22 protein-coding genes and 2 riboswitches are annotated in these 19,316 nt (G+C 71.4%); of the genes, 6 read left to right on the top strand and 16 right to left on the bottom strand.

The annotated features are described in order from the left end of the window. Positions 1-36: 36 nt before the first annotated feature. Entirely contained in the window at positions 37-735 is a 699-nt protein-coding gene (locus ACFQZ6_RS25010; RefSeq protein ID WP_381612760.1) for an SDR family oxidoreductase, read from the bottom strand. An 18-nt stretch (positions 736-753) separates the two neighbouring features. After that, positions 754-1,293, bottom strand: coding sequence for an LOG family protein (locus tag ACFQZ6_RS25005; RefSeq protein WP_381612757.1), 540 nt, complete (start codon positions 1,291-1,293; stop codon positions 754-756). A gap of 51 nt (positions 1,294-1,344) precedes the next feature. Between ACFQZ6_RS25005 and ACFQZ6_RS25000 the strand changes: the two genes are divergently transcribed. Beyond that, a complete protein-coding gene (locus ACFQZ6_RS25000; RefSeq protein WP_381612754.1) occupies positions 1,345-1,668 on the top strand; it encodes a DUF427 domain-containing protein in 324 nt (107 codons plus the stop codon). Positions 1,669-1,705: 37 nt separating this feature from the next. Further along, positions 1,706-2,485, top strand: a complete 780-nt coding sequence (locus ACFQZ6_RS24995; protein ID WP_381612751.1) for an alpha/beta fold hydrolase — start codon at positions 1,706-1,708, stop codon at positions 2,483-2,485. Positions 2,486-2,497: 12 nt separating this feature from the next. Here ACFQZ6_RS24995 and mnmA read toward each other — a convergent pair whose 3' ends face one another. Continuing rightward, positions 2,498-3,625, bottom strand: a complete 1,128-nt coding sequence (mnmA, locus tag ACFQZ6_RS24990; protein ID WP_381612748.1) for a tRNA 2-thiouridine(34) synthase MnmA — start codon at positions 3,623-3,625, stop codon at positions 2,498-2,500. Between the two features lie 60 nt (positions 3,626-3,685). Here mnmA and ACFQZ6_RS24985 point away from each other — a divergent pair, with 60 nt between their 5' ends. Further along, entirely contained in the window at positions 3,686-4,375 is a 690-nt protein-coding gene (locus ACFQZ6_RS24985) for an N-acetylmuramoyl-L-alanine amidase (protein WP_381612745.1), read from the top strand. A 173-nt stretch (positions 4,376-4,548) separates the two neighbouring features. On the opposite strand, the gene ACFQZ6_RS24980 is transcribed toward ACFQZ6_RS24985, so the two are convergent. The 3 genes from ACFQZ6_RS24980 to ACFQZ6_RS24970 form a co-directional block, all read right to left on the bottom strand. Next, a complete protein-coding gene (locus ACFQZ6_RS24980; protein ID WP_381612742.1) occupies positions 4,549-5,718 on the bottom strand; it encodes a cysteine desulfurase family protein in 1,170 nt (389 codons plus the stop codon). A 105-nt stretch (positions 5,719-5,823) separates the two neighbouring features. Next, on the bottom strand, positions 5,824-6,090 hold the full coding sequence (locus tag ACFQZ6_RS24975; RefSeq protein WP_381612739.1) for a DUF4190 domain-containing protein: 267 nt from the start codon (positions 6,088-6,090) through the stop codon (positions 5,824-5,826). Between the two features lie 5 nt (positions 6,091-6,095). Continuing rightward, positions 6,096-6,269, bottom strand: coding sequence for a hypothetical protein (locus ACFQZ6_RS24970; protein ID WP_381612736.1), 174 nt, complete (start codon positions 6,267-6,269; stop codon positions 6,096-6,098). 115 nt (positions 6,270-6,384) lie between these two features. Here ACFQZ6_RS24970 and ACFQZ6_RS24965 point away from each other — a divergent pair, with 115 nt between their 5' ends. Next, positions 6,385-7,011, top strand: a complete 627-nt coding sequence (locus ACFQZ6_RS24965) for a TetR family transcriptional regulator (RefSeq protein WP_381612733.1) — start codon at positions 6,385-6,387, stop codon at positions 7,009-7,011. Positions 7,012-7,035: 24 nt separating this feature from the next. Here ACFQZ6_RS24965 and ACFQZ6_RS24960 read toward each other — a convergent pair whose 3' ends face one another. The 10 genes from ACFQZ6_RS24960 to ACFQZ6_RS24915 all read right to left on the bottom strand — a co-directional run bounded on the left by ACFQZ6_RS24960 (position 7,036) and on the right by ACFQZ6_RS24915 (position 17,247). Continuing rightward, complete coding sequence (locus tag ACFQZ6_RS24960) at positions 7,036-7,890, bottom strand: thioesterase family protein (protein ID WP_381612730.1); 855 nt, start codon at positions 7,888-7,890, stop codon at positions 7,036-7,038. A 25-nt stretch (positions 7,891-7,915) separates the two neighbouring features. After that, complete coding sequence (locus tag ACFQZ6_RS24955; RefSeq protein ID WP_381612727.1) at positions 7,916-8,644, bottom strand: trimeric intracellular cation channel family protein; 729 nt, start codon at positions 8,642-8,644, stop codon at positions 7,916-7,918. 69 nt (positions 8,645-8,713) lie between these two features. Further along, complete coding sequence (locus tag ACFQZ6_RS24950) at positions 8,714-9,829, bottom strand: ABC transporter ATP-binding protein (protein ID WP_381612724.1); 1,116 nt, start codon at positions 9,827-9,829, stop codon at positions 8,714-8,716. Further along, positions 9,826-10,833, bottom strand: a complete 1,008-nt coding sequence (locus tag ACFQZ6_RS24945; RefSeq protein ID WP_381612721.1) for an ABC transporter ATP-binding protein — start codon at positions 10,831-10,833, stop codon at positions 9,826-9,828. The genes ACFQZ6_RS24950 and ACFQZ6_RS24945 overlap by 4 nt, the downstream gene beginning before the upstream one ends. A gap of 6 nt (positions 10,834-10,839) precedes the next feature. Then, entirely contained in the window at positions 10,840-11,796 is a 957-nt protein-coding gene (locus tag ACFQZ6_RS24940) for an ABC transporter permease (protein WP_381612719.1), read from the bottom strand. Position 11,797: 1 nt separating this feature from the next. Then, positions 11,798-12,802, bottom strand: a complete 1,005-nt coding sequence (locus ACFQZ6_RS24935; RefSeq protein WP_381612716.1) for an ABC transporter permease — start codon at positions 12,800-12,802, stop codon at positions 11,798-11,800. A gap of 100 nt (positions 12,803-12,902) precedes the next feature. Continuing rightward, the gene (locus tag ACFQZ6_RS24930; protein ID WP_381612713.1) at positions 12,903-14,570 is read right to left on the bottom strand and encodes an ABC transporter substrate-binding protein; all 1,668 of its coding nucleotides are present in this window, start codon (positions 14,568-14,570) and stop codon (positions 12,903-12,905) included. Between the two features lie 249 nt (positions 14,571-14,819). Next, positions 14,820-15,644, bottom strand: coding sequence for an enhanced serine sensitivity protein SseB C-terminal domain-containing protein (locus tag ACFQZ6_RS24925; RefSeq protein ID WP_381612710.1), 825 nt, complete (start codon positions 15,642-15,644; stop codon positions 14,820-14,822). A gap of 110 nt (positions 15,645-15,754) precedes the next feature. Next, positions 15,755-16,522 carry an enhanced serine sensitivity protein SseB gene (locus tag ACFQZ6_RS24920; RefSeq protein ID WP_381612707.1) on the bottom strand — a complete coding sequence of 256 codons (768 nt, stop codon included), beginning with the start codon at positions 16,520-16,522 and terminating at the stop codon, positions 15,755-15,757. A gap of 65 nt (positions 16,523-16,587) precedes the next feature. Further along, positions 16,588-17,247: an AAA family ATPase gene (locus tag ACFQZ6_RS24915; RefSeq protein ID WP_381618624.1), complete on the bottom strand. Its 660-nt coding sequence runs from the start codon at positions 17,245-17,247 to the stop codon at positions 16,588-16,590. Between the two features lie 185 nt (positions 17,248-17,432). Then, a riboswitch (glycine riboswitch) is annotated at positions 17,433-17,528 on the top strand. Then, a riboswitch (glycine riboswitch) is annotated at positions 17,529-17,649 on the top strand. Between the two features lie 43 nt (positions 17,650-17,692). Here ACFQZ6_RS24915 and gcvT point away from each other — a divergent pair. After that, positions 17,693-18,811 carry a glycine cleavage system aminomethyltransferase GcvT gene (gcvT, locus tag ACFQZ6_RS24910; protein WP_381612705.1) on the top strand — a complete coding sequence of 373 codons (1,119 nt, stop codon included), beginning with the start codon at positions 17,693-17,695 and terminating at the stop codon, positions 18,809-18,811. 114 nt (positions 18,812-18,925) lie between these two features. Further along, positions 18,926-19,306 carry a glycine cleavage system protein GcvH gene (gcvH, locus tag ACFQZ6_RS24905; protein WP_381612703.1) on the top strand — a complete coding sequence of 127 codons (381 nt, stop codon included), beginning with the start codon at positions 18,926-18,928 and terminating at the stop codon, positions 19,304-19,306. Positions 19,307-19,316: the final 10 nt, after the last annotated feature.

Raw genomic sequence — 19,316 nt, 5'->3', positions numbered from 1 at the left:
TCAGCGCCCCCGGGCCGGTCCAGCGCCCCCGACCGGTCAGCGGCCCGGACGCACGGTCAGGTCGTTGACCTCCGCGTCCCGGGGCAGGTCGAGCGCCATGAGGATCGTGGTGGCGACGGACTCGGGGTCGATCCACTTCCCGGGCTCGTACTCCTTGCCCTCCTGCTGGTGGACCTTGGCCTGCATCGGGCTCGCGGTGCGGCCCGGGTAGACGGAGGTGACGCGGACGCCGTGGGCGTGCTCCTCCTGGCGCAGGGAGTCGGCGAGGGCCTTCAGACCGTGCTTGGAGGCCGCGTACGCCGACCAGCCCGCGTGGGCGGCCAGTCCCGCGCCGGAGTTCACGAACAGGACGTGGCCGCGGGCGGTGCGCAGCTGGGGCAGGAAGTGCCGGGTCAGCTCGGCGGGGGCGAGCAGGTTGACGTTGAGCTGGTGCCGCCAGTTCTTCGGCGTCAGGTCCCCCACCGGACCCAGGTCGACCACACCCGCGACGTGCAGCAGCGAGTCGACCCGGTCGGGCAGGGTCTGGTGGGAGAAGGCCCAACTGAGCCGGTCCGGTTCGGCGAGGTCCCCGACGAGCGTGCGGGCGCCGGGGAACCGCGCGGCCAGCTCCTTCGCGCGGCCCGCGTCGCGCGCGTGGAGCACGAGTTCGTCCCCGCGCGCGTGCAGGCGGCGGGCGACGGCCGCGCCGATGCCGGACCCGGCCCCGGTGATCACATGTGTAGCCATGCCCGCCATGCTCGCACCCCGGGCGGCTCACTCGATGCCGAGGCTCTCCTCCAGGTAGGCCATGGCGCCCACCGGCTCCTCCGCGAAGAACACCAGGTCGGCCAGCGGCCGGGGCAGGAAGCCCTCGTCCTCCATGCGCCGGAACTGCTCCTTCAGCCCGTCGTAGAAGCCCGCGGTGTTCAGCAGGACCACCGGCTTCTCGGTCCTTCCGTGCTTCTTCAGCTCCAGGATCTCGGTCGCCTCGTCCAGCGTGCCGGTCCCACCGACCATGATCACCACGGCGTCGGCCTTGTCGAGCAGCAGCTTCTTGCGCTCGGCGAGATCCCGCGCGATCACCATCTCGTCGGCGCCGGGCCGGGCCTTGGCGGAGAGGAAGTCCACCGAGACCCCGACGAGCCGCCCGCCCGCCTCCTGCACCCCGTCGGCCACCACCTTCATCAGCCCGACGTCGGAACCGCCCCACACGAGCGCGTGCCCGCCCTTGCCGATCAGCTTGGCGAACTCCCGCGCGGGACGCGTGTAGCGCTCGTCGAGGTCGGCGGCGGAGAGGAAGACGCAGATGTTCATGGGCCCACCGTACGTGGGAACAAACCGCGCCCGCGGCGGCGCTGTCCCGGTATGGCCGAAGGACACACGATCACCATCGAGCAGGGCACGCAGCACGTCAGGGCCGTCCACGAGGGACAGGTCCTGGCGGAAAGCCACCGCCCGTTGATCCTCCGTGAGACGGGCTGTCCGCCCCGCTACTACATCCCCCCGGAGGACGTACGCCTCGACCTCCTGACCCCCTCCGACACCCACACCTACTGCCCCTTCAAGGGAACCGCCTCCTACTGGTCCCTGCCGGACGCCCCGGACCTCGTCTGGGCCTACCCCGAGCCGAAGCCGGACGTCACCCAGATCAAGGACCACCTCTGCTTCTACGAGGTCGACGTGTTGTAGGCGATTGAGTTCCATGCCGCGTGGCAGTCTCCACCGCATGGACAAGCAGACCATCTCGCGCGACGGCACACCGATCGCGTACGAACGCTCCGGGGACGGCCCCGCCGTGATCCTGGTCAGCGGTGCGATGTCGACGGGGGCCACGGTGGCACCCCTGGCCGGGCCCCTGTCGGACCGCTGCACCGTCCTGGCCTACGACCGCCGAGGCCGCGGCGCGAGCGGCGACACGGCACCGTACGCGGTGGACCGTGAGATCGAGGACCTCGCGGCCCTGATCGACGCGGCGGGCGGCGAGGCGGCCCTCTACGGCGTCTCCTCGGGCGGCGCGCTCGCCCTGCGCGCGGCGGCCAGCGGACTGCCGGTCCGTCAGGTCGCCGTCTACGAGGTGCCGTACGCCCTGGACGACACGTCCGCGCGGGAGCGCGCCGAGTACACCGAAAGTCTGACGGCGGCCCTCAGGGACGGTCGCCGGGGCGACGCGGTCGAACTGTTCCTCTCCCTCACGGGCTTGGCCCCCGCCCTGATCCAGGGCGCCCGCCAGTCCCCCATGTGGGCCGAGATGGAGACCATCGCCCCCACCCTCGCCTACGACGACCAGGTCATGTCCGACGGGCGCGTACCGCACGGCCTCCTCGCCTCGGTGACCTGCCCGGTCCTCGCCCTCGCGGGCGGCGCGAGCGAGGAGTGGATGCGCCAGTCGGCCCGAGCGGTCGCGGAGGCGGTCCCCCAGGGCACGTACCGCGTCCTCACCGACCAGAACCACATGGTGGAACCGGCCGTACTGGCACCGGTGCTGGCGGAGTTCTTCGCGGGGTAGCTCCCGCGGGCACTAGACCCCCGCCGTCGCCCGTACCGTAGACGCGATCGTCGCCGAGCCCACCACGCGCGTGTCGTCGTACAGGACGATCGCCTGGCCGGGGGCCACGCCGCGGACGGGGGCGGTGAAGGTGACCTCCAGGGTGCCGTCGACCAGTTCGGCGGTCACCGGGGTCTCGTCGCCGTGGGCGCGGAGCTGGGCCGTGTAGGTGCCGGGGCCGGTGGGGGCCGCGCCGCACCAACGGGGGTTGACGGCGCGCAGGGCGGTGACGTCCAGGGCGGTGGCCGGGCCGACCGTGACCGTGTTGGTGACCGGGGAGATGTCCAGGACGTAGCGCGGCTTGCCGTCGGGGGCCGGGGTGCCGATGCGCAGGCCCTTGCGCTGGCCGATCGTGTAGCCGTAGGCGCCCTCGTGGGTGCCCAGCTTGTTGCCCGCCTCGTCGACGATGTCGCCCTCGGCCCGGCCCAGGCGGCGGGCGAGGAAGCCCTGGGTGTCGCCGTCCGCGATGAAGCAGATGTCGTGGCTGTCGGGCTTCTTCGCCACCGCCAGGCCGCGGCGCTCCGCCTCCGCGCGGATCTCGTCCTTCGTCGTCACCGTGTCGCCCAGCGGGAACATCGCGTGGGCGAGCTGGCGGTCGTCCAGGACGCCGAGGACGTACGACTGGTCCTTCGCCAGGTCGGAGGCGCGGTGCAGCTCGCGCGTGCCGTCCGCCGTGACGATCACCTTCGCGTAGTGGCCCGTGCAGACCGCGTCGAAGCCCAGCGCCAGCGCCTTGTCCAGCAGCGCCGCGAACTTGATCTTCTCGTTGCAGCGCAGGCACGGGTTCGGGGTGCGTCCCGCCTCGTACTCGGCCACGAAGTCCTCCACGACGTCCTCGCGGAAGCGGTCGGCGAGGTCCCACACGTAGAACGGGATGCCGATCACGTCGGCGGCGCGGCGCGCGTCCCGGGAGTCCTCGATCGTGCAACAGCCCCGCGCGCCCGTGCGGAACGACTGCGGGTTCGCGGAGAGCGCCAGGTGGACGCCGGTCACGTCGTGGCCCGCCTCGGCCGCGCGGGCGGCGGCTACGGCGGAGTCGACCCCGCCGGACATGGCGGCGAGGACGCGGAGGGGGCGGGAGGGCTGCGGGGTGTCAGTCATAACGCATCCAGGGTACGGGGAGGCGGGAACCGGAGCCCGCGAGTATCCGTTGTGGATCACATGGGGCAGACGGAGGGCGGCTCGGGCCGCGGCATCGGGCGGCGCTCGCTGATCGTCGGCGGGGTGGCCGCCGCCGGGCTCGGCACCGCCGGGGCGCTGGCGTGGGACGAGCTGTCGCGGCTGTGGTGGCGGATGCCCGGCGTGGAGAAGCCGCGCGTCGAGGGCGCCGTCGACTACGGCGGCGCCCGCTGGGTGGCGGCCTCCTCCGCGAACTGGCGGCGCGCGGACCGGCCGGACGACTACGCCATCGACATGGTGATCATCCATGTGACACAGGGCAGCTTCGACAGCGCGGTCCAGGTCTTCCAGGACCCGGCGCACGGGGCCGCCTCCCACTACGTCGTCCGCGAGGACGGGCACATCACCCAGATGATCCGCGAGTTGGACGTGGCCTTCCACGCGGGCAACCGGGAGTACAACGAGCGCAGCGTCGGCATAGAGCACGCCGGTTTCGTCGACCGGCCGCGGGACTTCACCGACGCCATGTACGCCGCCTCCGCCCGGCTCACCGCCGGGATATGCCGCCGCTACGACATACCCGTCGACCGCGAGCACATCATCGGGCACGTGGAGGTGCCGGGGACCGACCACACCGACCCCGGGCCGCACTGGGACTGGGAGCGGTACATGCGGCTGGTGCGGCGGGCTCGTACGGCGCCCACGGCTCCCACCTCCGCCACGCCCACCTAGGGCGTGTTGCGAAAGTCCCGTCGTCCGCCCGGAGGGCGGGCCGAGCGGCGTCCGGTGCGTGCTCTCGGCGTGCCGGGCGGAAGCCCTCGTACTGGTTGTACGTGGGCTTTCGTCCGGTGCGGCGAGAGTGCGTGCCGGGCGTCGGGCGGCAGGCGGGACTTTCGCAACACGCCCTAGGTCAGGCCCGCCGCCCTCGCGCGCTCCACGGCCGGGCCGATCGCCTTCGCCACCGCCTCCACGTCCGCCTCCGTGGACGTGTGGCCCAGGGAGAAGCGCAGGGTGCCCCGCGCCAGGTCCGGGTCGGTGCCGGTGGCCAGCAGGACGTGGCTGGGCTGCGCCACCCCCGCCGTGCACGCCGAGCCCGTGGAGCACTCGATGCCCTGGGCGTCGAGCAGGAGCAGCAGGGAGTCGCCCTCACAGCCGGGGAACGTGAAGTGCGCGTTCGCCGGGAGCCTGCCGCCGGGTGCCGGGTCGCCGCCCAGGATCGCGTCCGGTACGGCGGTCAGGACCGCGTCGGCCAACTGGTCCCGCAGGGCGCCGATCTCGCGGGCGAACCACTCGCGCTGCTCGGCGGCGAGCCGTCCGGCGACCGCGAAGGAGGCGATCGCGGGCACGTCGAGGGTGCCGGAGCGGACGTGGCGTTCCTGGCCGCCGCCGTGCAGCACGGGGACGGGGGTGTGCTCCCGGCCGAGGATCAGCGCGCCGATGCCGTACGGGCCGCCGATCTTGTGGCCCGAGACCGTCATCGCGGCGAGTCCGGACGCGGCGAAGTCGACCGGCGTCTGGCCGAACGCCTGGACCGCGTCGGAGTGCAGGGGGATCTCGAACTCGGCGGCCACCGTCGCCAGTTCGCGGACGGGGAGGATCGTGCCGATCTCGTTGTTCGCCCACATCACGGTGGCCAGGGCCACGTCGTCGGGGTCGCGGGCGATGGCCTCGCGCAGGGCGTCGGGGTGGACCCGGCCGTACTTGTCCACCGGGAGGTACTCGACCGTGGCGCCCTCGTGTTCGGCCAGCCAGTGGACGGCGTCCAGGACGGCGTGGTGCTCGACGGGGCTGGCGAGGACCCGGGTGCGGGCCGGGTCGGCGTCGCGGCGGGACCAGTACAGGCCCTTCACCGCGAGGTTGTCGGCCTCGGTGCCGCCGGAGGTGAAGACGACCTCGCTGGGGCGGGCGCCGAGGGCTTCGGCGAGGGTCTCGCGGGCTTCCTCTACCGTGCGGCGGGCTGCGCGGCCGGAGGCGTGGAGGGAGGAGGCGTTGCCCGTGCTGCCTAGGTGGGCGGTGAGGGCCTCTGCCGCCTCCGGGAGCATGGGGGTGGTCGCGGCGTGGTCGAGGTATGCCATGGTGTCGCCGATTCTACGGCGGTCTGTTCGTCGGCCTTGAGCGCGGCTTGACCGCGGTGCGGTGCCGGGGGTGCCGGGGCACCCGGCGTCGGTGGCCGCGCCCTCTCAGAGGCTCCAGGACACCGTGTTGTCCGCCTGCATGAAGGCGACGAGGACCAGGAGGTCCGCCACGCCCAGGCCCAGGCCCAGGTACGCGCGGCCCGGGCGGGTCGTGCCGCGCCACAGGGCGATCGTCGCCAGGGTGATGGCGACGGGGCCCAGGAACACGTTCAGGACCAGGAGGCCCAGCAGGCCCAGGACGAAGGAGGCGACGGCCATGCCGTCGGTGTCGCGCTTGCCGGTGTCGCTGGTGGCCGGTGCGGTCAGTTGCATGGTGGTCAGCTCCCGGTGGTCGGGGTGCGGTGACTGCGGTCGTGGCGCTCGCGCAGGGCGAAGACGGCCAGCCAGACGGCGATGACGGCGCCCATGGCCACGCTGAACGTCAGGGGCGCGTGGGCGACGGTGCCCAGCACGAGGCCGAGGAGCAGGAGTGCGGCGACGAGAAACAGCATCGGATCGGTCCCCCAGAGTCTTGCCTTCTGGTGTGGTAACAACTGTTCACTGACTATCCAGTCTAGCTCGCGCGACACCTTCCCCATTCGAGAGAACAGTTGTTAACTGCATGGCATGAGTCACACCCTCGGCATCCGGCAGGCCCAGAAGCAGAAGACCCGGCGGGCGCTCCTCGACGCGGCGCTCGAACTGCTGGAGGAGCAGAGCCTGAGCAGTCTGGGACTCCGTGAGGTCACCCGGGCCGTGGGGATCGCCCCGACCGCCTTCTACCGGCACTTCCGCTCCACCGCCGACCTCGGCGTGGTGCTGGTGGAGGAGGCGCTCGGCAGCCTGCACGCCACCATCCGCACGATCGTCGCCACCTCGGGCGACAGCGACGAACGCATAGTGCGCAGCGTGGAGTTGATCGCCCGGCACGTGGCGGCCCACCCCGCGCACGTCCGGTTCATCGCCCGCGAGCGGCACGGCGGGGTGCAGTCGGTGCGGGAGGCCATCCGGGGTCAGCTCGCGCTGTTCGGCGAGGAGGTGCGGGCGCAGTTGGCCACGGACCCGGAGTCGGCGGGCTGGAACGCGGACGACCTGCTGATGCTCGCGGGTCTCTACGTCGACCAGATGCTGATCACGGCCTCGCAGTTCCTGGAGGCCCTGGACGCCCCGGAAGACGAGAAGCGGCGGGTCGCCCAGCTCGCGACCCGCCGCCTACGGCTCATCAGCATCGGCCGCGTCCACTGGCTGGACTGACGGCCGACGCGTCCAGGGACCCCCTCAGGACAGCCGCACCCGCGCCAACTGGCGGGACTGCGCCACCAGGCGGTCCTCGCTGTCCCAGACCTCCGCGTCCTCCTCAAGGAAGCCGCCCGCGAGGTTGCGGGTGGAGATGGCGACGCGCAGGGGGCCGGGGGCCGGGCGGCAGCGGATGTGGACGGTCAGCTCGACCGTCGGGACCCAGCCGGTCAGGCCCAGTTCGAAGGCGGTGGGCGGGAGCGCGTCTACCGCCAGGAGGAGCGAGAAGGGGTCCGCGTCGCGGCCGTCGGCCAGGCCGAACCAGGCCCGCATCTCGCCCTTGCCGGAGGGCGCGCCGAGGGCCCAGCCGAGGGTGGCGGGGTCCAGCTTGAGCATCAGGCGGTCGGTGATGGCGGAGCTGCCGGGGACCGGGGCGGGGCCGTCCTCGGGGCCGAAGCACTGGTCCATCGGCGGGATCGCGGGCGGGCGCGCGGAGGTGCGGACGTCGTCGGGGAGGGCGCCCAGGTCGCCGTAGGAGGCGAGGACGCGGATGCGTTCGACTTCGGCGCCCTGGTCGTCGTACTGGAAGAGCGACGCCTGGCCGGTGGAGAGGGTGCGGCCGGTGCGGACGGTCTCCGTGCGGACGACCGCCGGGCCGGGCTGGGAGGCGGTGAGGTAGTGCGCGGAGATGGTGAAGGGGTCCGGGTGCGGCAGGGCGTCCGCGAGGGCGCGGCCCAGGACGGCCAGCAGGTAGCCGCCGTTGACGGCGTTGATGATGGTCCAGCCGTCGGACAGGTCGATGTCGTAGACGCCGGGTGCGCGGCGGGTGACGGCGGTGTCGCGGTCGAACTCGCTGCTGCCGATGCTCGCCGGTGTTGCCTGGAATGCCTGGGACATGGCGGTACCGTACAACAAGAAAATACTAAGCGGTAGCTTTGGTGGGCGGCCCGGGCGGCCCGGGCGTCCCGGGCGTCCCGGGCGGCGTCTGGTCCGGCGGTGCCTCCCGCACCGTCGACCTGCGGTTCCACGCCCGCGGCGCCCGCCAGTGGTACCGCATCGCCAGCAGCCGCAGCACGAAGGCCACGACGGCGGCCAGCGCGCTGGTCAGCGGGTTGAGGGCGTCGTAGCCGACGCACAGCGCGGTCAGCGTGGCGCCGACGATCGCGGGGACGGCGTACAGGTCGCGGTCCCAGCGCAGCAGCGACGGCACCTCGTTGGCGAGGACGTCCCGGACCACGCCGCCGCCCACCGCGGTGACCAGGCCGAGGGCGGCGGAGGCGGTGAGGCCGAGGCCGTACTCGTACGCCTTCGTCGTGCCCGCGACGCAGAACAGGCCGAGGCCCGCCGCGTCGAAGACGTTGACGCCGACCTGGATGCGCTCCACCTGCGGGTGCAGGAAGAACACCAGGAGGGTGGCGAGGAGGGGGGTGAGGAAGTAGCCGAGGTCGGTGAAGGCCGCGGGGGGTACGGCGCCGATCACCAGGTCCCGGAACAGCCCGCCGCCGAGCGCGGTGGCCTCGGCGAGGACGGCGATGCCGAACACGTCGAAGTTCTTGCGGACGGCCAGCAGCGCGCCGGAGATGGCGAAGACGAAGATGCCGACCAGGTCGAGCGTGTGCTGGACGGACGGGCTGAAGATTTGCTGGAGCACCCGAACATTCTGACGTGCCGAAGGGTGTGCACCTTGCGAACAAAGGTGCACACCCTCACGGAGTACCGGTTACGCGGTCTTCTCGGGCGCCTTGTCGGCCGTCTCGTCCGCCACCGTCTCCTCCTCCGGCAGCCGCTCCTCCGCCAGTTCCTCGCGCGCCGCCGGGACCACGTCGCCCATGGTCCGGTTCAGCGTCCCGGCGGCGATCTCGGCCGCGTAGTGGCAGGCCACCCGGTGACCGCCGCCGACGTCGGTCAGCACGGGGCGTTCCGTCGCGCACAGCGTCTCCTGCACCCACGGGCAGCGGGTGTGGAAACGGCACCCGGCGGGCGGGTTGGCGGGCGAGGGCAGGTCGCCGGTGAGCAGGATGCGCTCGCGCTGGTCCTCCACGTCCGGGTCGGGCACCGGCACCGCCGACATCAGGGCCTTGGTGTAGGGGTGCTTCGGCTCCGCGTACAGCGCGTCGCTCGGGGCCTCCTCCACCAGCGCGCCCAGGTACATCACGCCGATCACGTCGGAGATGTGCCGGACCACGGCCAGGTCGTGGGCGATCACCACGTAGGTGAGGCCCAGCTCCTCCTGGAGCTCCTCAAGGAGGTTGATCACCTGGGCCTGGATGGAGACGTCCAGCGCGGAGACCGGCTCGTCGCAGATGATCACGTCCGGCTCCAGGACCAGCGCGCGGGCGATGCCGATGCGCTGGCGCTGGCCGCCGGAGAACTCGTGCGGGTAGCGCGAGAGGGCGTTGGACGGCAGTCCGACCTTGGCCAGGATGGCCTTGATCTTCTCCCGGCGCTCCTCCTGGGTGGCGCCGATGCCGTGGGCGAGCATCCCCTCGGTGAGGATCGACTCGATGTTCTGCCGGGGGTTGAGGGAGCCCAGCGGGTCCTGGAAGACCATCTGGAGGCGGCGCCGGAAGCGGCGCATCTCCTCGTCCGGCAGCTTCGCCAGGTCGGTGCCGTCGAGCACGACCTCGCCCTCGGTGATGTCCACCAGGCGCAGCACGGCCCGCCCGAGGGTGGTCTTGCCGCAGCCCGACTCACCGACCAGGCCGTACGTCTGGCCCGCCTCCACCTTGAGAGAGACGCCGTCGACGGCGTGGACGTGGCCCACGACACGGTCGAAGATCACGCCCCTCTTGACCGGGAAGTGGACCTTCACGCCGTCCAGTTCGAGCAGGCTCATGCGGGGACCTCCTCGGCCCGGGGGGCGTCGTCGAGTACGGGGTGGACGCAGCGCACCTGGTGCCCTGCCGCGCGCGGCTCGGTGAGCGCGGGCGTGCCGGTCAGGCAGTCCACCTCGTAGCGGTCGCAGCGGGGCGCGAAGGCGCAGCCGTCGGCCCAGGCGATCCGGTCGTTGATGGAGCCGCGCACGGGGGTGAGCGGCTCGCCGCGCGGGGCGTCGAGGCGGGGGATGGAGCCCAGCAGCCCGTGCGCGTAGGGGTGGGTGGGGTGGGCGAAGAGTTCACGGCGCCCGGCGGACTCCACGACCTTGCCCGCGTACAGGACGTTCACCTGGTCGCAGAGGCCCGCGACCACGCCCAGGTCGTGGGTGATCATCAGCAGGGCGGTGCCCTCCTGGTCCACGAGTTCCTTGAGCAGTTCGAGGATCTGCGCCTGGATGGTCACGTCCAGGGCGGTGGTCGGCTCGTCGGCGATCAGGAGCCCCGGCGCGCAGGCGACGGCCATGGCGATCAGCGCGCGCTGGCGCATACCGCCGGACATCTGGTGCGGGTACTCCTTGAGCCGCCGGGTCGGGTCGGGGATGCCGACCCGGTCCAGTAGGTGCGCGGCCTCCTTGCGGGCGGCCTCGCCCTTGAGCCCCCGGTGCCGTTCGAGGATCTCGGTGACCTGGACGCCGATCGGGACGACCGGGTTCAGGGACGACAGCGGGTCCTGGAAGATCATGGCCATCTTGCTGCCGCGCAGGTCGCGCAGGGCACCGCGGCTCATGGTCAGCAGGTTGGCGCCGTCCAGGTCGGCCCGGCCGCCGACGGTGACGCCCTTGCGCGGCAGCAGCCCCATCAGCGCCAGGGAGGTGACGGACTTGCCGCAGCCGGACTCGCCGACCAGACCCACGACCTGGCCCTGGTCGACGGAGAACGAGACACCGTCGACCGCGCGGGACTCCTTGCGGCCGTGCTGTCCGCCGAAGGTGACGGTCAGTTCGTCGACTGTGAGAAGTGGCATGGTGGTTCAGCCTCGCAGCTTCGGGTCGAGGGCTTCCCGCATGGCCTCGCCGAGCAGGGTGAAGCCGAGGGCGGTGATGATGATGCCGACCGCCGGATAGACCGCCATCATCGGTGCGTTGTCGAAGAAGCGCTGCGCCTGGGAGAGCATCACGCCCCACTCTGGCACCGACGGGTCGGGGTTGCCGAGACCCAGGTAGGACAGGGCCGCCGCCTCGATGATCGCGGTGGCCAGGGAGAGCGTCGCCTGGACGATCACCGGGCTGAGCGAGTTGGGCAGCACCTGGGTGACGACGATGCGCTTCCTGCGGACACCGAGGGCGCGCGCGGCCAGTACGTAGTCGGTGCCGCCCTGGGCGAGCATCGAACCGCGCAGCAGCCGGGCGAAGATCGGCACCTGGACGACACCGACGGCGATCATCACCGTGGTCAGCGACTGGCCTAGGACGGCGGCCACGGACACCGCGAGGAGCAGCGACGGCAGCGCCAGCATCATGTCCGTGACGCGCATGATCACGGAGTCGACGCGCTTGCCGGTGGCGCCGCCGAGGGTGGCCGCGGCGCCCGAGAAGCCGCCGATGAGGAAGCCGACGGTGAGGCCGATGAGGGTGGAGACGACACCCACGAGCAGGGTCTGCCGGGCGCCGATCAGCATCCGGGAGAACATGTCGCGGCCGAGGTGGTCCAGGCCCAGCCAGTTCTCGCCGCGCGGTCCGACGAACTTGCCCTGGTTGATCAGGACCTCGTCACGCCAGGTCTGCGCGGTCGGCGAGTGCGGGGCGACCCATGGCCCGATGATGGCGAGCACGACGAAGACGGCGATGATGACCGCTCCGACGATCGCCATCTTGCTGGATTTCAGGCGCCGGAACGCCTCCCGCCAGAGGCTCAGTCCGGTCGTGGTCTCGGTCTGTGCGGTGAGCTGCGCGAGGCGCTCGATCTTCTCGGTTTTCGTGGTGCTCACGTCAGTGCACCCGCACTCTCGGGTCGATGAGGCTGTACGCCACGTCCACCAGCAGGTTGATCAGGACGTACACGATCGCGATGAACATGATGAAGCCGACGAGGACCGGGTAGTCACGGCCGTCGATCGCGGTCCGGATGAAGGAGCCGATGCCGCCGAAGGAGAACACCGACTCGGTGAGGACGGCGCCGGACAGCAGCGAGCCGGTGAGCAGGCCGACCGCGGTGACCACCGGCAGCATGGCGTTGCGCAGGACGTGACGGCCGCGCACGGTGGAGCGCTTGAGGCCCTTGGACTCGGCGGTGCGGATGTAGTCCTCGCCCAGCACCTCCAGCACGCTGGCGCGGGTCATCCGGACGATGACGGCGAGCGGGATGGACGCCAGGGTGATCGCTGGCAGCACCAGGTGGGTGATCGCGTCCCAGGAGGCGTCGAACTCCCCGGTGAGGATGCCGTCCAGGACGGCGAACCCGGTGATGTCGGTGGCGTTGATCCCGGTGGACTGGCGGCCGTAGCTGGGGAAGATGCCCAGGTTGACGGCGAAGATGCCCTTGAGGATCAGGGCGAGGAAGAACACCGGGATGCAGATGCCGACCAGGGAGCCGGAGACGGCGGTGACGTCGAGCCAGCCGCCGCGCTTGCGGGCCGCGAAGTAGCCCAGCGGGACACCGACGGCGACGGCGATGACCATCGCGGCGATGGACAGTTCGACGGTGGCGGGGAAGCGCAGCGTGAACTCGTCCCACACCGGCTGTCCGGTCTGCACCGAGGTGCCCAGGTCGAGTTGGGCGATCCGCTTCAGGAACCGCCAGTACTGGACGTACAGGGGCTGGTCGAGCCCCAACGCACGGTTGATCCGTGCCACTTCGGCCTCGGTGGCCCGCTCCCCCAGGATCGCTGAGGCGGGTCCGCCGGGCAGCCGGTTGAGCCAGAGGAACAGCAGAACCGACAGGCCGAGCAGGGTGGGAATGAGTTGGAGCAGTCTTCGTACGACGAGACGCAGCACCCCGCAGCCCCTTTCTTACGTGTGTGCCTTCTCATGAACAGGTCCGTCCGGCCGCCGAGGTGCAGCAGCCGGACGGACCGTGTGCGTATGCCTGTCTTGCTTACTTGAAGGAGACTTCGGCGAAGTTCTCCTGCGTCAGCGGCGAGACGTTCGGCGGGTTGACGTTCTTGCCGAAGGCGATGGCGGGCGGCGAGGACGAGATCGGGACACCCGGCAGGTAGTCCATGATGACCTCGTTGGCCTTCTCGTAGGCGGCGGTGCGCGCGGCCTCGTCACCGACCTTGGAGCCCGCGTTCACCGCGTCGAACAGCTCCTTGTTCTTGAAGCCCCACTGCTTGTCGAAGCCCGCGAACCAGGTGCCGATGAAGTTGTAGCCGTCGTTGAAGTCACCGGTCCAGCCGAGCATGTGCAGGGCGCAGGAACCGGCCTCGGTGGCGTCCAGGTAGTCCGGGGCCCACTTCATCGGCTTCGGGGTGACGGTGATACCGGCCTTCTCCAGGTCGGCCTTCATCAGCTCGAACAGGTCCTGCGGCGAGGGCATGTACGGGCGGGTGACCTCGGTCGGGTAGCAGAACTCGATCTTGAGCTTGCTCTCCTTGGCGTCCGCGAGCAGCGACTTCGCCTTGGCGGTGTCGTACGCGTAGGTCTTCACCTTGTCCGAGTAACCGGCGACGGTGTCCGGCATGAACTGCGTCGCGACCTTGCCGCCCTCGGGGAGCTGGGTCTTGACCAGGTTCTCCCGGTCGATGGCGTGCGCGATGGCCTCGCGGACTTCCTTCTTCTTCAGCGCCGGGTTGGCGGTCTGCGTCATGCCGACGTAGAAGAGGTTGAAGACGTCACGCGTCGGGACCTTGAAGCCGTCGTTCTCCAGGGTCTTGACGTCGGCGGGCGCGACCAGGTCGTAGCCGTCGATGTCACCGGCCTGGAGGGCCTGGCGGCGGCCGTCCTCGGTGTCGATGGTGCGGATGACCAGGTTCTTGACCTTGGCCTTCTCACCCCAGTAGTCGTCGAAGCGGGTCAGGGTGACTTCCTTGTTGCCCTTGTTCCACTTGGCGATCTTGTACGGGCCGGTACCGGCGACCGTGCCGGCCTCCTGGCTGTACTTGGGGTACGTGATGGCGTCGCCCTTGGCGGTCGCCTCCTGCTTCTCGTACTCCGCGATGGCCTTCGGCGAGTGGATCGCCAGGGCCTGCAGGGAGAAGCCGCCGGGGAGGTTGGCGGAGGGCTCCTTGACCTCGATGACGGCGGTGTTGTCGTCCTTCGCGGTGCAGGACTTGTAGTTCGCCTCGGGCGTCTCCTTGTCCTCGTTCTTCGCGAAGCCGCCCATGATGGTCTGCCAGTAGTACGAGACCGCGCTGGACTGGTAGGTGCCCTTCCAGTTGAACCAGTGGTCGTAGTTCGTGCAGACCGCCGCGGCGTTGAACGTCTCGCCGTCGTGGAACTTCACGCCCTTGCGGAGCTTGAAGGTCCAGACCGTGCCCTCGGGGTTGCTCTCCCAGCTCTCGGCGAGGCCGCCGACGAGCTTGCTGCCGCCCGACTCGTGCTCCAGCAGAGCCTCGAAGGCCTGCCGCGTGACGCGGAAGGTCTCGCCGTCGCTCGCGAGCGCCGGGTCGAGCGAGCTGGGGTCGCCTGGGGCACCGAACACGAACGTGTCCTTGGCACCGCTGCTGTCTTCCTCGTCTCGCTCACTGGCGCAGCCGGTGACGATCAGACCGACCGCCAACGCGGCCGTGATCGCCCTGGCGGCACGGGATCTGGGTATGCGCATAGGGAGGACACTCCGGGTTCCGCTGGAAAAAGGGAATGCACTACTGACCGCCAGAACACTACAGACCGCGACGGGCCGCGGAGAACAGTCCGCATAGCGGTGATACCTAGTCGAGATCTGAACAGTCGATAAATCGGAGAGTACTGGTACATCGCGGGTGCGAAAGTTAACTTGCCTGATACACCCAGCAGTTCAGGGCCCGTCCGCCAAGTGCGTTTGCGCAGGCCAGAGGTGATGGGGCGACTGCGCTCAGTAAGCGTGCGGGGCCGTCGCGCCGGGCTGGTGGCCGGGGGTGGGCGGGTAGCCGTAGCCGCTGACCGGGGCGGGCGCGGACGGGGCGGCGTGCGCCTCGCGGTCGTAGAACGGACGGGCGTTGGCCCGCATCCACATCGCGACCGGGTCGTGCTCGTCGGAGAGCGCGACGGTGGAGACGGGGAGTCCGTCCGGTACGGCGCTGACGGACTGCCGCATCATCGCGCGCACCGCGTCCACGGCGGGCGGCGAGGTGTCGTACACGTCCAGGCCGATGGCGAGGTACGGCGCGCCGAGCGCGGGCTGCACCCAGGCGCGGCGCAGCGAGCGGACGGCGGGGGTGCGGTGGGCGTTCTGCGCGAGCAGGGCGTAGAACTGCGGGACCTCGATGCCGGGCTCGGACAGTCTCAGGGGTCCGGCGGGCTGGCGGTCCAGGCCGGTGGCGATCCGGCGCAGATCCAGCCACGGCACGCCGACGCCGCCGCCGGGGGCGTGCGGATTCAGCCACAGTCCGCAGTGGTCGGGGTAGAGGGCGCGGGCGACGTCGATGCCGTCGATGACCTCGTACGAACGGTTCCAGCCGCTGGCCGACAGCTCCTGTGCGGAGGTGACGCACGGGGCGTAGCCGAAGCCGTCGACGTCCATGTTGCCGTACTGGGCGTCCGGGGAACCGGACTGGCCGTGCCACAGGAGCATCCAGATCCGGCCGGTGGAGGGGGTGGCGAGGGCGCGCAGGAGGGCCTCGTAGGCGTCGTAGCGCCCGGGTGTCACCTGGCGCAGCATGTGCTCGACCTGACCGGCCGCGGCGGTGCCAGCGCTCACCTTTTTACGCCCCTCTGTACAACGCCGATTCAGCTTGTGACCCTAGCGTAAGCCTCCGACGGCGGTGCGGGGCCGGGGCGTGCGCGGGTTGGCCGTCCGGCCCGGCGCGGCTACTGACCCGTTGTATAGAACGGCCGGACCTTTTCCCTCAGCCAGGTGATGACGGGGTCGTCGGAGACGTCCATCAGGACCAGGTTGACCGGCCACTTGACGGGGGTCCGGCCGAGGGCGCGGCCGAGGGCGTCCATGGGGCGCAGGCGGAGGTCGCCCTCCCACTGGGAGAGTTCGACGCCGACGAACATCACCGGATCGCCGGTCTCGACGGCGGCGAGGCAGCGGCGGGCGGTGCGGACGACGCCGGTGGCCTCGAACTCGGCGGACGCGGCGGCGAGGAAGTCGACGGGGTCGTCCTGCCAGTCGGGCTCGAAGAGCCGGACCCGGCCGCCGCTGGCGAAGCCGTCGAGCGGGGTGCGCCCGGCCCGGCACAGCTCGGCCACGGCCTGCGGCGGCAGCGGGACGCCGACCACGCCGTCCGGGTTGACGGCGAGGCCGACCTGCGGCGGCAGCCCGCGGGCGAACTCCACGGCGGGGGCGACGGTGAACGACATGTGCGCACCGGTGACCTGGCGGAGCTGCTCCTCGGAGCTGAAGACGGGGACGTACGCCTGGCCGTCGATCTCCAGGGTGGGCAGGTCGAGGGGGCCACTGTGCGGACCCCCGCCGTTGGGCAGCGGCACCCACAGGGAGCTGCGGCCGAGGACCTCGACGATGCGGGCCCCCGCCGAGGGCACGCCGAGGGAGGCGGAGAGCACCTCCTCCAGTTCGTTGCCGGGCCATCCGCCGTGCGGATGGGGGTGCGCCTGCGCCGGGATGTCCATCTGTTACCGCCTGCTCCGTACTGCCGTGTGGCTGGAAAGGCTAGCGGCACCCGTCGTGCGGTCCCTCACCCGGTGAAGCCGATGCGGCGCAGCGCGTTCGCCGCGTCCCGGTCAAGGAGGACCGCCGAGCCGCAGCCGTCGGGCAGTTCGCCGCGCTCCACCCGGCGCAGCAGCCGGGCGGCGGCGCCGCGGTGGCGCAGGAACGCGTACCGGGAGACGCCGCGCCCGCGTTCGCGCTGGCCCGCGAGGGCCTCGCGCGGGGTGACGTCGAGCATGACCAGGTGCAGGGCGCCGCCCCGGCGACGGGCGGCGCGGGCCAGCCAGCCACGCACCCACGCCTGGGTGCCGCAGTCGTGCACGACGACGGCCTCCCCACGGCGCAGGGCGCGGCGCAGCCCGGCGTAGTGCGCGGCGCGGACGAGGGGGCGGTAGACGGCGTACGGCAACCAGGACGGCGTACGGCTCTCCCAGCGGTCGCGGGCGTCCTGGGAGTCGATGCGCGTGGCGCGGACCGTGCGGCGCATCAGGGTGGACTTGCCGCTGCCGGGCAGGCCGGTGACGACGACGAGGTCGCGGGGGCCGAAGAGCAGGGCGTGCGGGCTGCGGCCGCCGCGCTCGCGCAGGTCGCGGACGACGGGTGCGGGCAGTGCGGGGGCGGTGGCCTGTCCGGGCAGTGCGGGACCCGAGGTGGTGGCGTACGCCGCCGTGGTCCTGTTCACCGTGATCGTCCTCCCCGTGGGCGGTTCACGTGCTCCCGCCCGTCGACTGTAAAGCGAAGGTAATACTGGGTCTCCCCAGTTTTCGTGCGCTTCCCGCAACAAGCCCGCTACAGAGCGCTGCGCACCGGTTCCCCCTGCCGCCCGGGGTCGATGCGTGCAATGATGTGCCCGCCAACTGCATACCGGCCGTTTGAATCCGCGCGGGAGAGTCCCCAGCCAGCCGCTGGGGCGCCGAAGGAGCAAGTCCCTCCCTTGAATCTCTCAGGCCCCGTTACCGCGCGGGCGAGGCACATCTGAAAAGCGGGCCGCCCCTGCCGGTGGCCCCACCCAAGGTGCAAGTCATGTCGTACGCGCCGCTCGCGCGCGGTCATGACGAACCTCTCAGGTTCCGATGACAGATGGGGAGGACCGACCTCGCCCCCGCCGTCATGCCCTGGGAGACGACCGACCGATGAGCAGTACCGAACCCCGCCGTACCGCGCTGGACGCCGTGCACCGCGCGCTGGGCGCCACCATGACCGACTTCGCGGGCTGGGACATGCCGCTGCGCTACGGCTCCGAGCGCGACGAGCACAACGCCGTGCGCACGCGGGCCGGGCTGTTCGACCTCTCCCACATGGGCGAGATCACGGTGACCGGTCCGCAGGCCGCGGCCCTGCTGAACTACGCGCTCGTCGGCAACATCGCCTCCGTCGGCGTCGGCCGGGCCCGCTACACCATGATCTGCCAGGAGGACGGCGGCATCCTGGACGACCTGATCGTCTACCGGCTGGCCGAGACCGAGTACATGGTCGTGGCCAACGCCTCCAACGCCCAGGTGGTGCTGGACGCGCTGACCGGGCGCGCCGCGGGCTTCGACGCCGAGGTGCGCGACGACCGGGACGCCTACGCGCTGCTCGCCGTGCAGGGCCCCGAGTCCCCGGCGATCGTGAAGTCGCTGACCGACGCCGACCTGGACGGCCTGAAGTACTACGCCGGGCTGCCCGGCACGGTCGCGGGCGTCCCGGCGCTGATCGCGCGCACGGGGTACACCGGTGAGGACGGCTTCGAGCTGTTCGTGCGGCCGGAGCACGCGGTGGAGCTGTGGCAGGCGCTGACCAAGGCGGGCGAGGCGGCCGGTCTGGTGCCGTGCGGGCTGTCCTGCCGGGACACGCTGCGCCTGGAGGCGGGTATGCCGCTGTACGGCAACGAGCTGACCACGTCCCTGACGCCCTTCGACGCCGGTCTCGGCCGGGTGGTGAAGTTCGAGAAGGAGGGCGACTTCGTCGGGCGTACGGCGCTGGCCCAGGCGGCGGAGCGGGCCGCGGCCAACCCGCCGCGCGTCCTGGTCGGCCTGGTCGCCGAGGGCCGCCGGGTGCCGCGCGCCGGGTACCCGGTCGTCGCCGACGGCGCGGTGATCGGCGAGGTCACCTCGGGCGCCCCCTCCCCCACCCTCGGCAGGCCGATCGCGATGGCGTACGTCGACGCGGCGCACGCGGCGCCGGGCACGGCCGGGGTCGGCGTGGACATTCGAGGCAGCCACGAGCCGTACGAGGTTGTGGCGCTGCCGTTCTACAAGCGCCGGAAGTAGACACACCGGGCGTCGGACCGTTGGCTGGACGTGCACGTGTCCGGCCTGCTCACCAGCGCCGCCAGCAGTCCCCCTCATCATCAGCACTCACCCTCGTACAGGAGAATTCAGGCCATGAGCAACCACCCCAAGCAGCTTCGTTACAGCAAGGAGCACGAGTGGCTGTCGGCCGCCGAGGACGGCGTCTCGACGGTCGGCATCACCGAGTTCGCGGCCAACGCGCTCGGCGACGTCGTCTACGCCCAGCTCCCCGACGTGGGCTCCACGGTGACCGCGGGTGAGACCTGCGGCGAGCTGGAGTCGACGAAGTCGGTCAGCGACCTGTACTCGCCGGTGTCCGGTGAGGTCACCGAGGTCAACGACGACGTGGTGAACGACCCGTCGCTGGTGAACTCGGCCCCCTTCGAGGGCGGCTGGCTGTTCAAGGTACGGGTCTCCGACGAGCCCGCCGACCTGCTCTCCGCCGACGAGTACGCCGCGCACACCGCGGGCTGAGGAGTCGTAT

The sequence above is a fragment of the Streptomyces flavalbus genome (genome assembly GCF_042674625.1).
GTDB classification, from domain to species: domain Bacteria; phylum Actinomycetota; class Actinomycetes; order Streptomycetales; family Streptomycetaceae; genus Streptomyces; species Streptomyces flavalbus.
The sequence above is the reverse complement of the archived record's forward strand: the minus strand, read 5'-3'. Positions and strand labels throughout refer to the sequence as shown.

What these genes read in the sequence shown, in the direction of transcription:
- ACFQZ6_RS24930 (WP_381612713.1), bottom strand. Translation starts at nt 14,570, where the DNA reads ATGCGCATACCCAGATCCCGTGCCGCCAGGGCGATCACGGCCGCGTTG.
- gcvT (WP_381612705.1), top strand. Translation starts at nt 17,693, where the DNA reads ATGAGCAGTACCGAACCCCGCCGTACCGCGCTGGACGCCGTGCACCGC.
- ACFQZ6_RS25010 (WP_381612760.1), bottom strand. Translation starts at nt 735, where the DNA reads ATGGCGGGCATGGCTACACATGTGATCACCGGGGCCGGGTCCGGCATC.
- ACFQZ6_RS25000 (WP_381612754.1), top strand. Translation starts at nt 1,345, where the DNA reads ATGGCCGAAGGACACACGATCACCATCGAGCAGGGCACGCAGCACGTC.
- ACFQZ6_RS24945 (WP_381612721.1), bottom strand. Translation starts at nt 10,833, where the DNA reads ATGCCACTTCTCACAGTCGACGAACTGACCGTCACCTTCGGCGGACAG.
- ACFQZ6_RS24950 (WP_381612724.1), bottom strand. Translation starts at nt 9,829, where the DNA reads ATGAGCCTGCTCGAACTGGACGGCGTGAAGGTCCACTTCCCGGTCAAG.
- ACFQZ6_RS24980 (WP_381612742.1), bottom strand. Translation starts at nt 5,718, where the DNA reads ATGGCATACCTCGACCACGCCGCGACCACCCCCATGCTCCCGGAGGCG.
- ACFQZ6_RS24970 (WP_381612736.1), bottom strand. Translation starts at nt 6,269, where the DNA reads ATGCTGTTTCTCGTCGCCGCACTCCTGCTCCTCGGCCTCGTGCTGGGC.
- mnmA (WP_381612748.1), bottom strand. Translation starts at nt 3,625, where the DNA reads ATGACTGACACCCCGCAGCCCTCCCGCCCCCTCCGCGTCCTCGCCGCC.
- gcvH (WP_381612703.1), top strand. Translation starts at nt 18,926, where the DNA reads ATGAGCAACCACCCCAAGCAGCTTCGTTACAGCAAGGAGCACGAGTGG.
- ACFQZ6_RS24985 (WP_381612745.1), top strand. Translation starts at nt 3,686, where the DNA reads ATGGGGCAGACGGAGGGCGGCTCGGGCCGCGGCATCGGGCGGCGCTCG.
- ACFQZ6_RS25005 (WP_381612757.1), bottom strand. Translation starts at nt 1,293, where the DNA reads ATGAACATCTGCGTCTTCCTCTCCGCCGCCGACCTCGACGAGCGCTAC.
- ACFQZ6_RS24920 (WP_381612707.1), bottom strand. Translation starts at nt 16,522, where the DNA reads ATGGACATCCCGGCGCAGGCGCACCCCCATCCGCACGGCGGATGGCCC.
- ACFQZ6_RS24975 (WP_381612739.1), bottom strand. Translation starts at nt 6,090, where the DNA reads ATGCAACTGACCGCACCGGCCACCAGCGACACCGGCAAGCGCGACACC.
- ACFQZ6_RS24995 (WP_381612751.1), top strand. Translation starts at nt 1,706, where the DNA reads ATGGACAAGCAGACCATCTCGCGCGACGGCACACCGATCGCGTACGAA.
- ACFQZ6_RS24960 (WP_381612730.1), bottom strand. Translation starts at nt 7,890, where the DNA reads ATGTCCCAGGCATTCCAGGCAACACCGGCGAGCATCGGCAGCAGCGAG.
- ACFQZ6_RS24965 (WP_381612733.1), top strand. Translation starts at nt 6,385, where the DNA reads ATGAGTCACACCCTCGGCATCCGGCAGGCCCAGAAGCAGAAGACCCGG.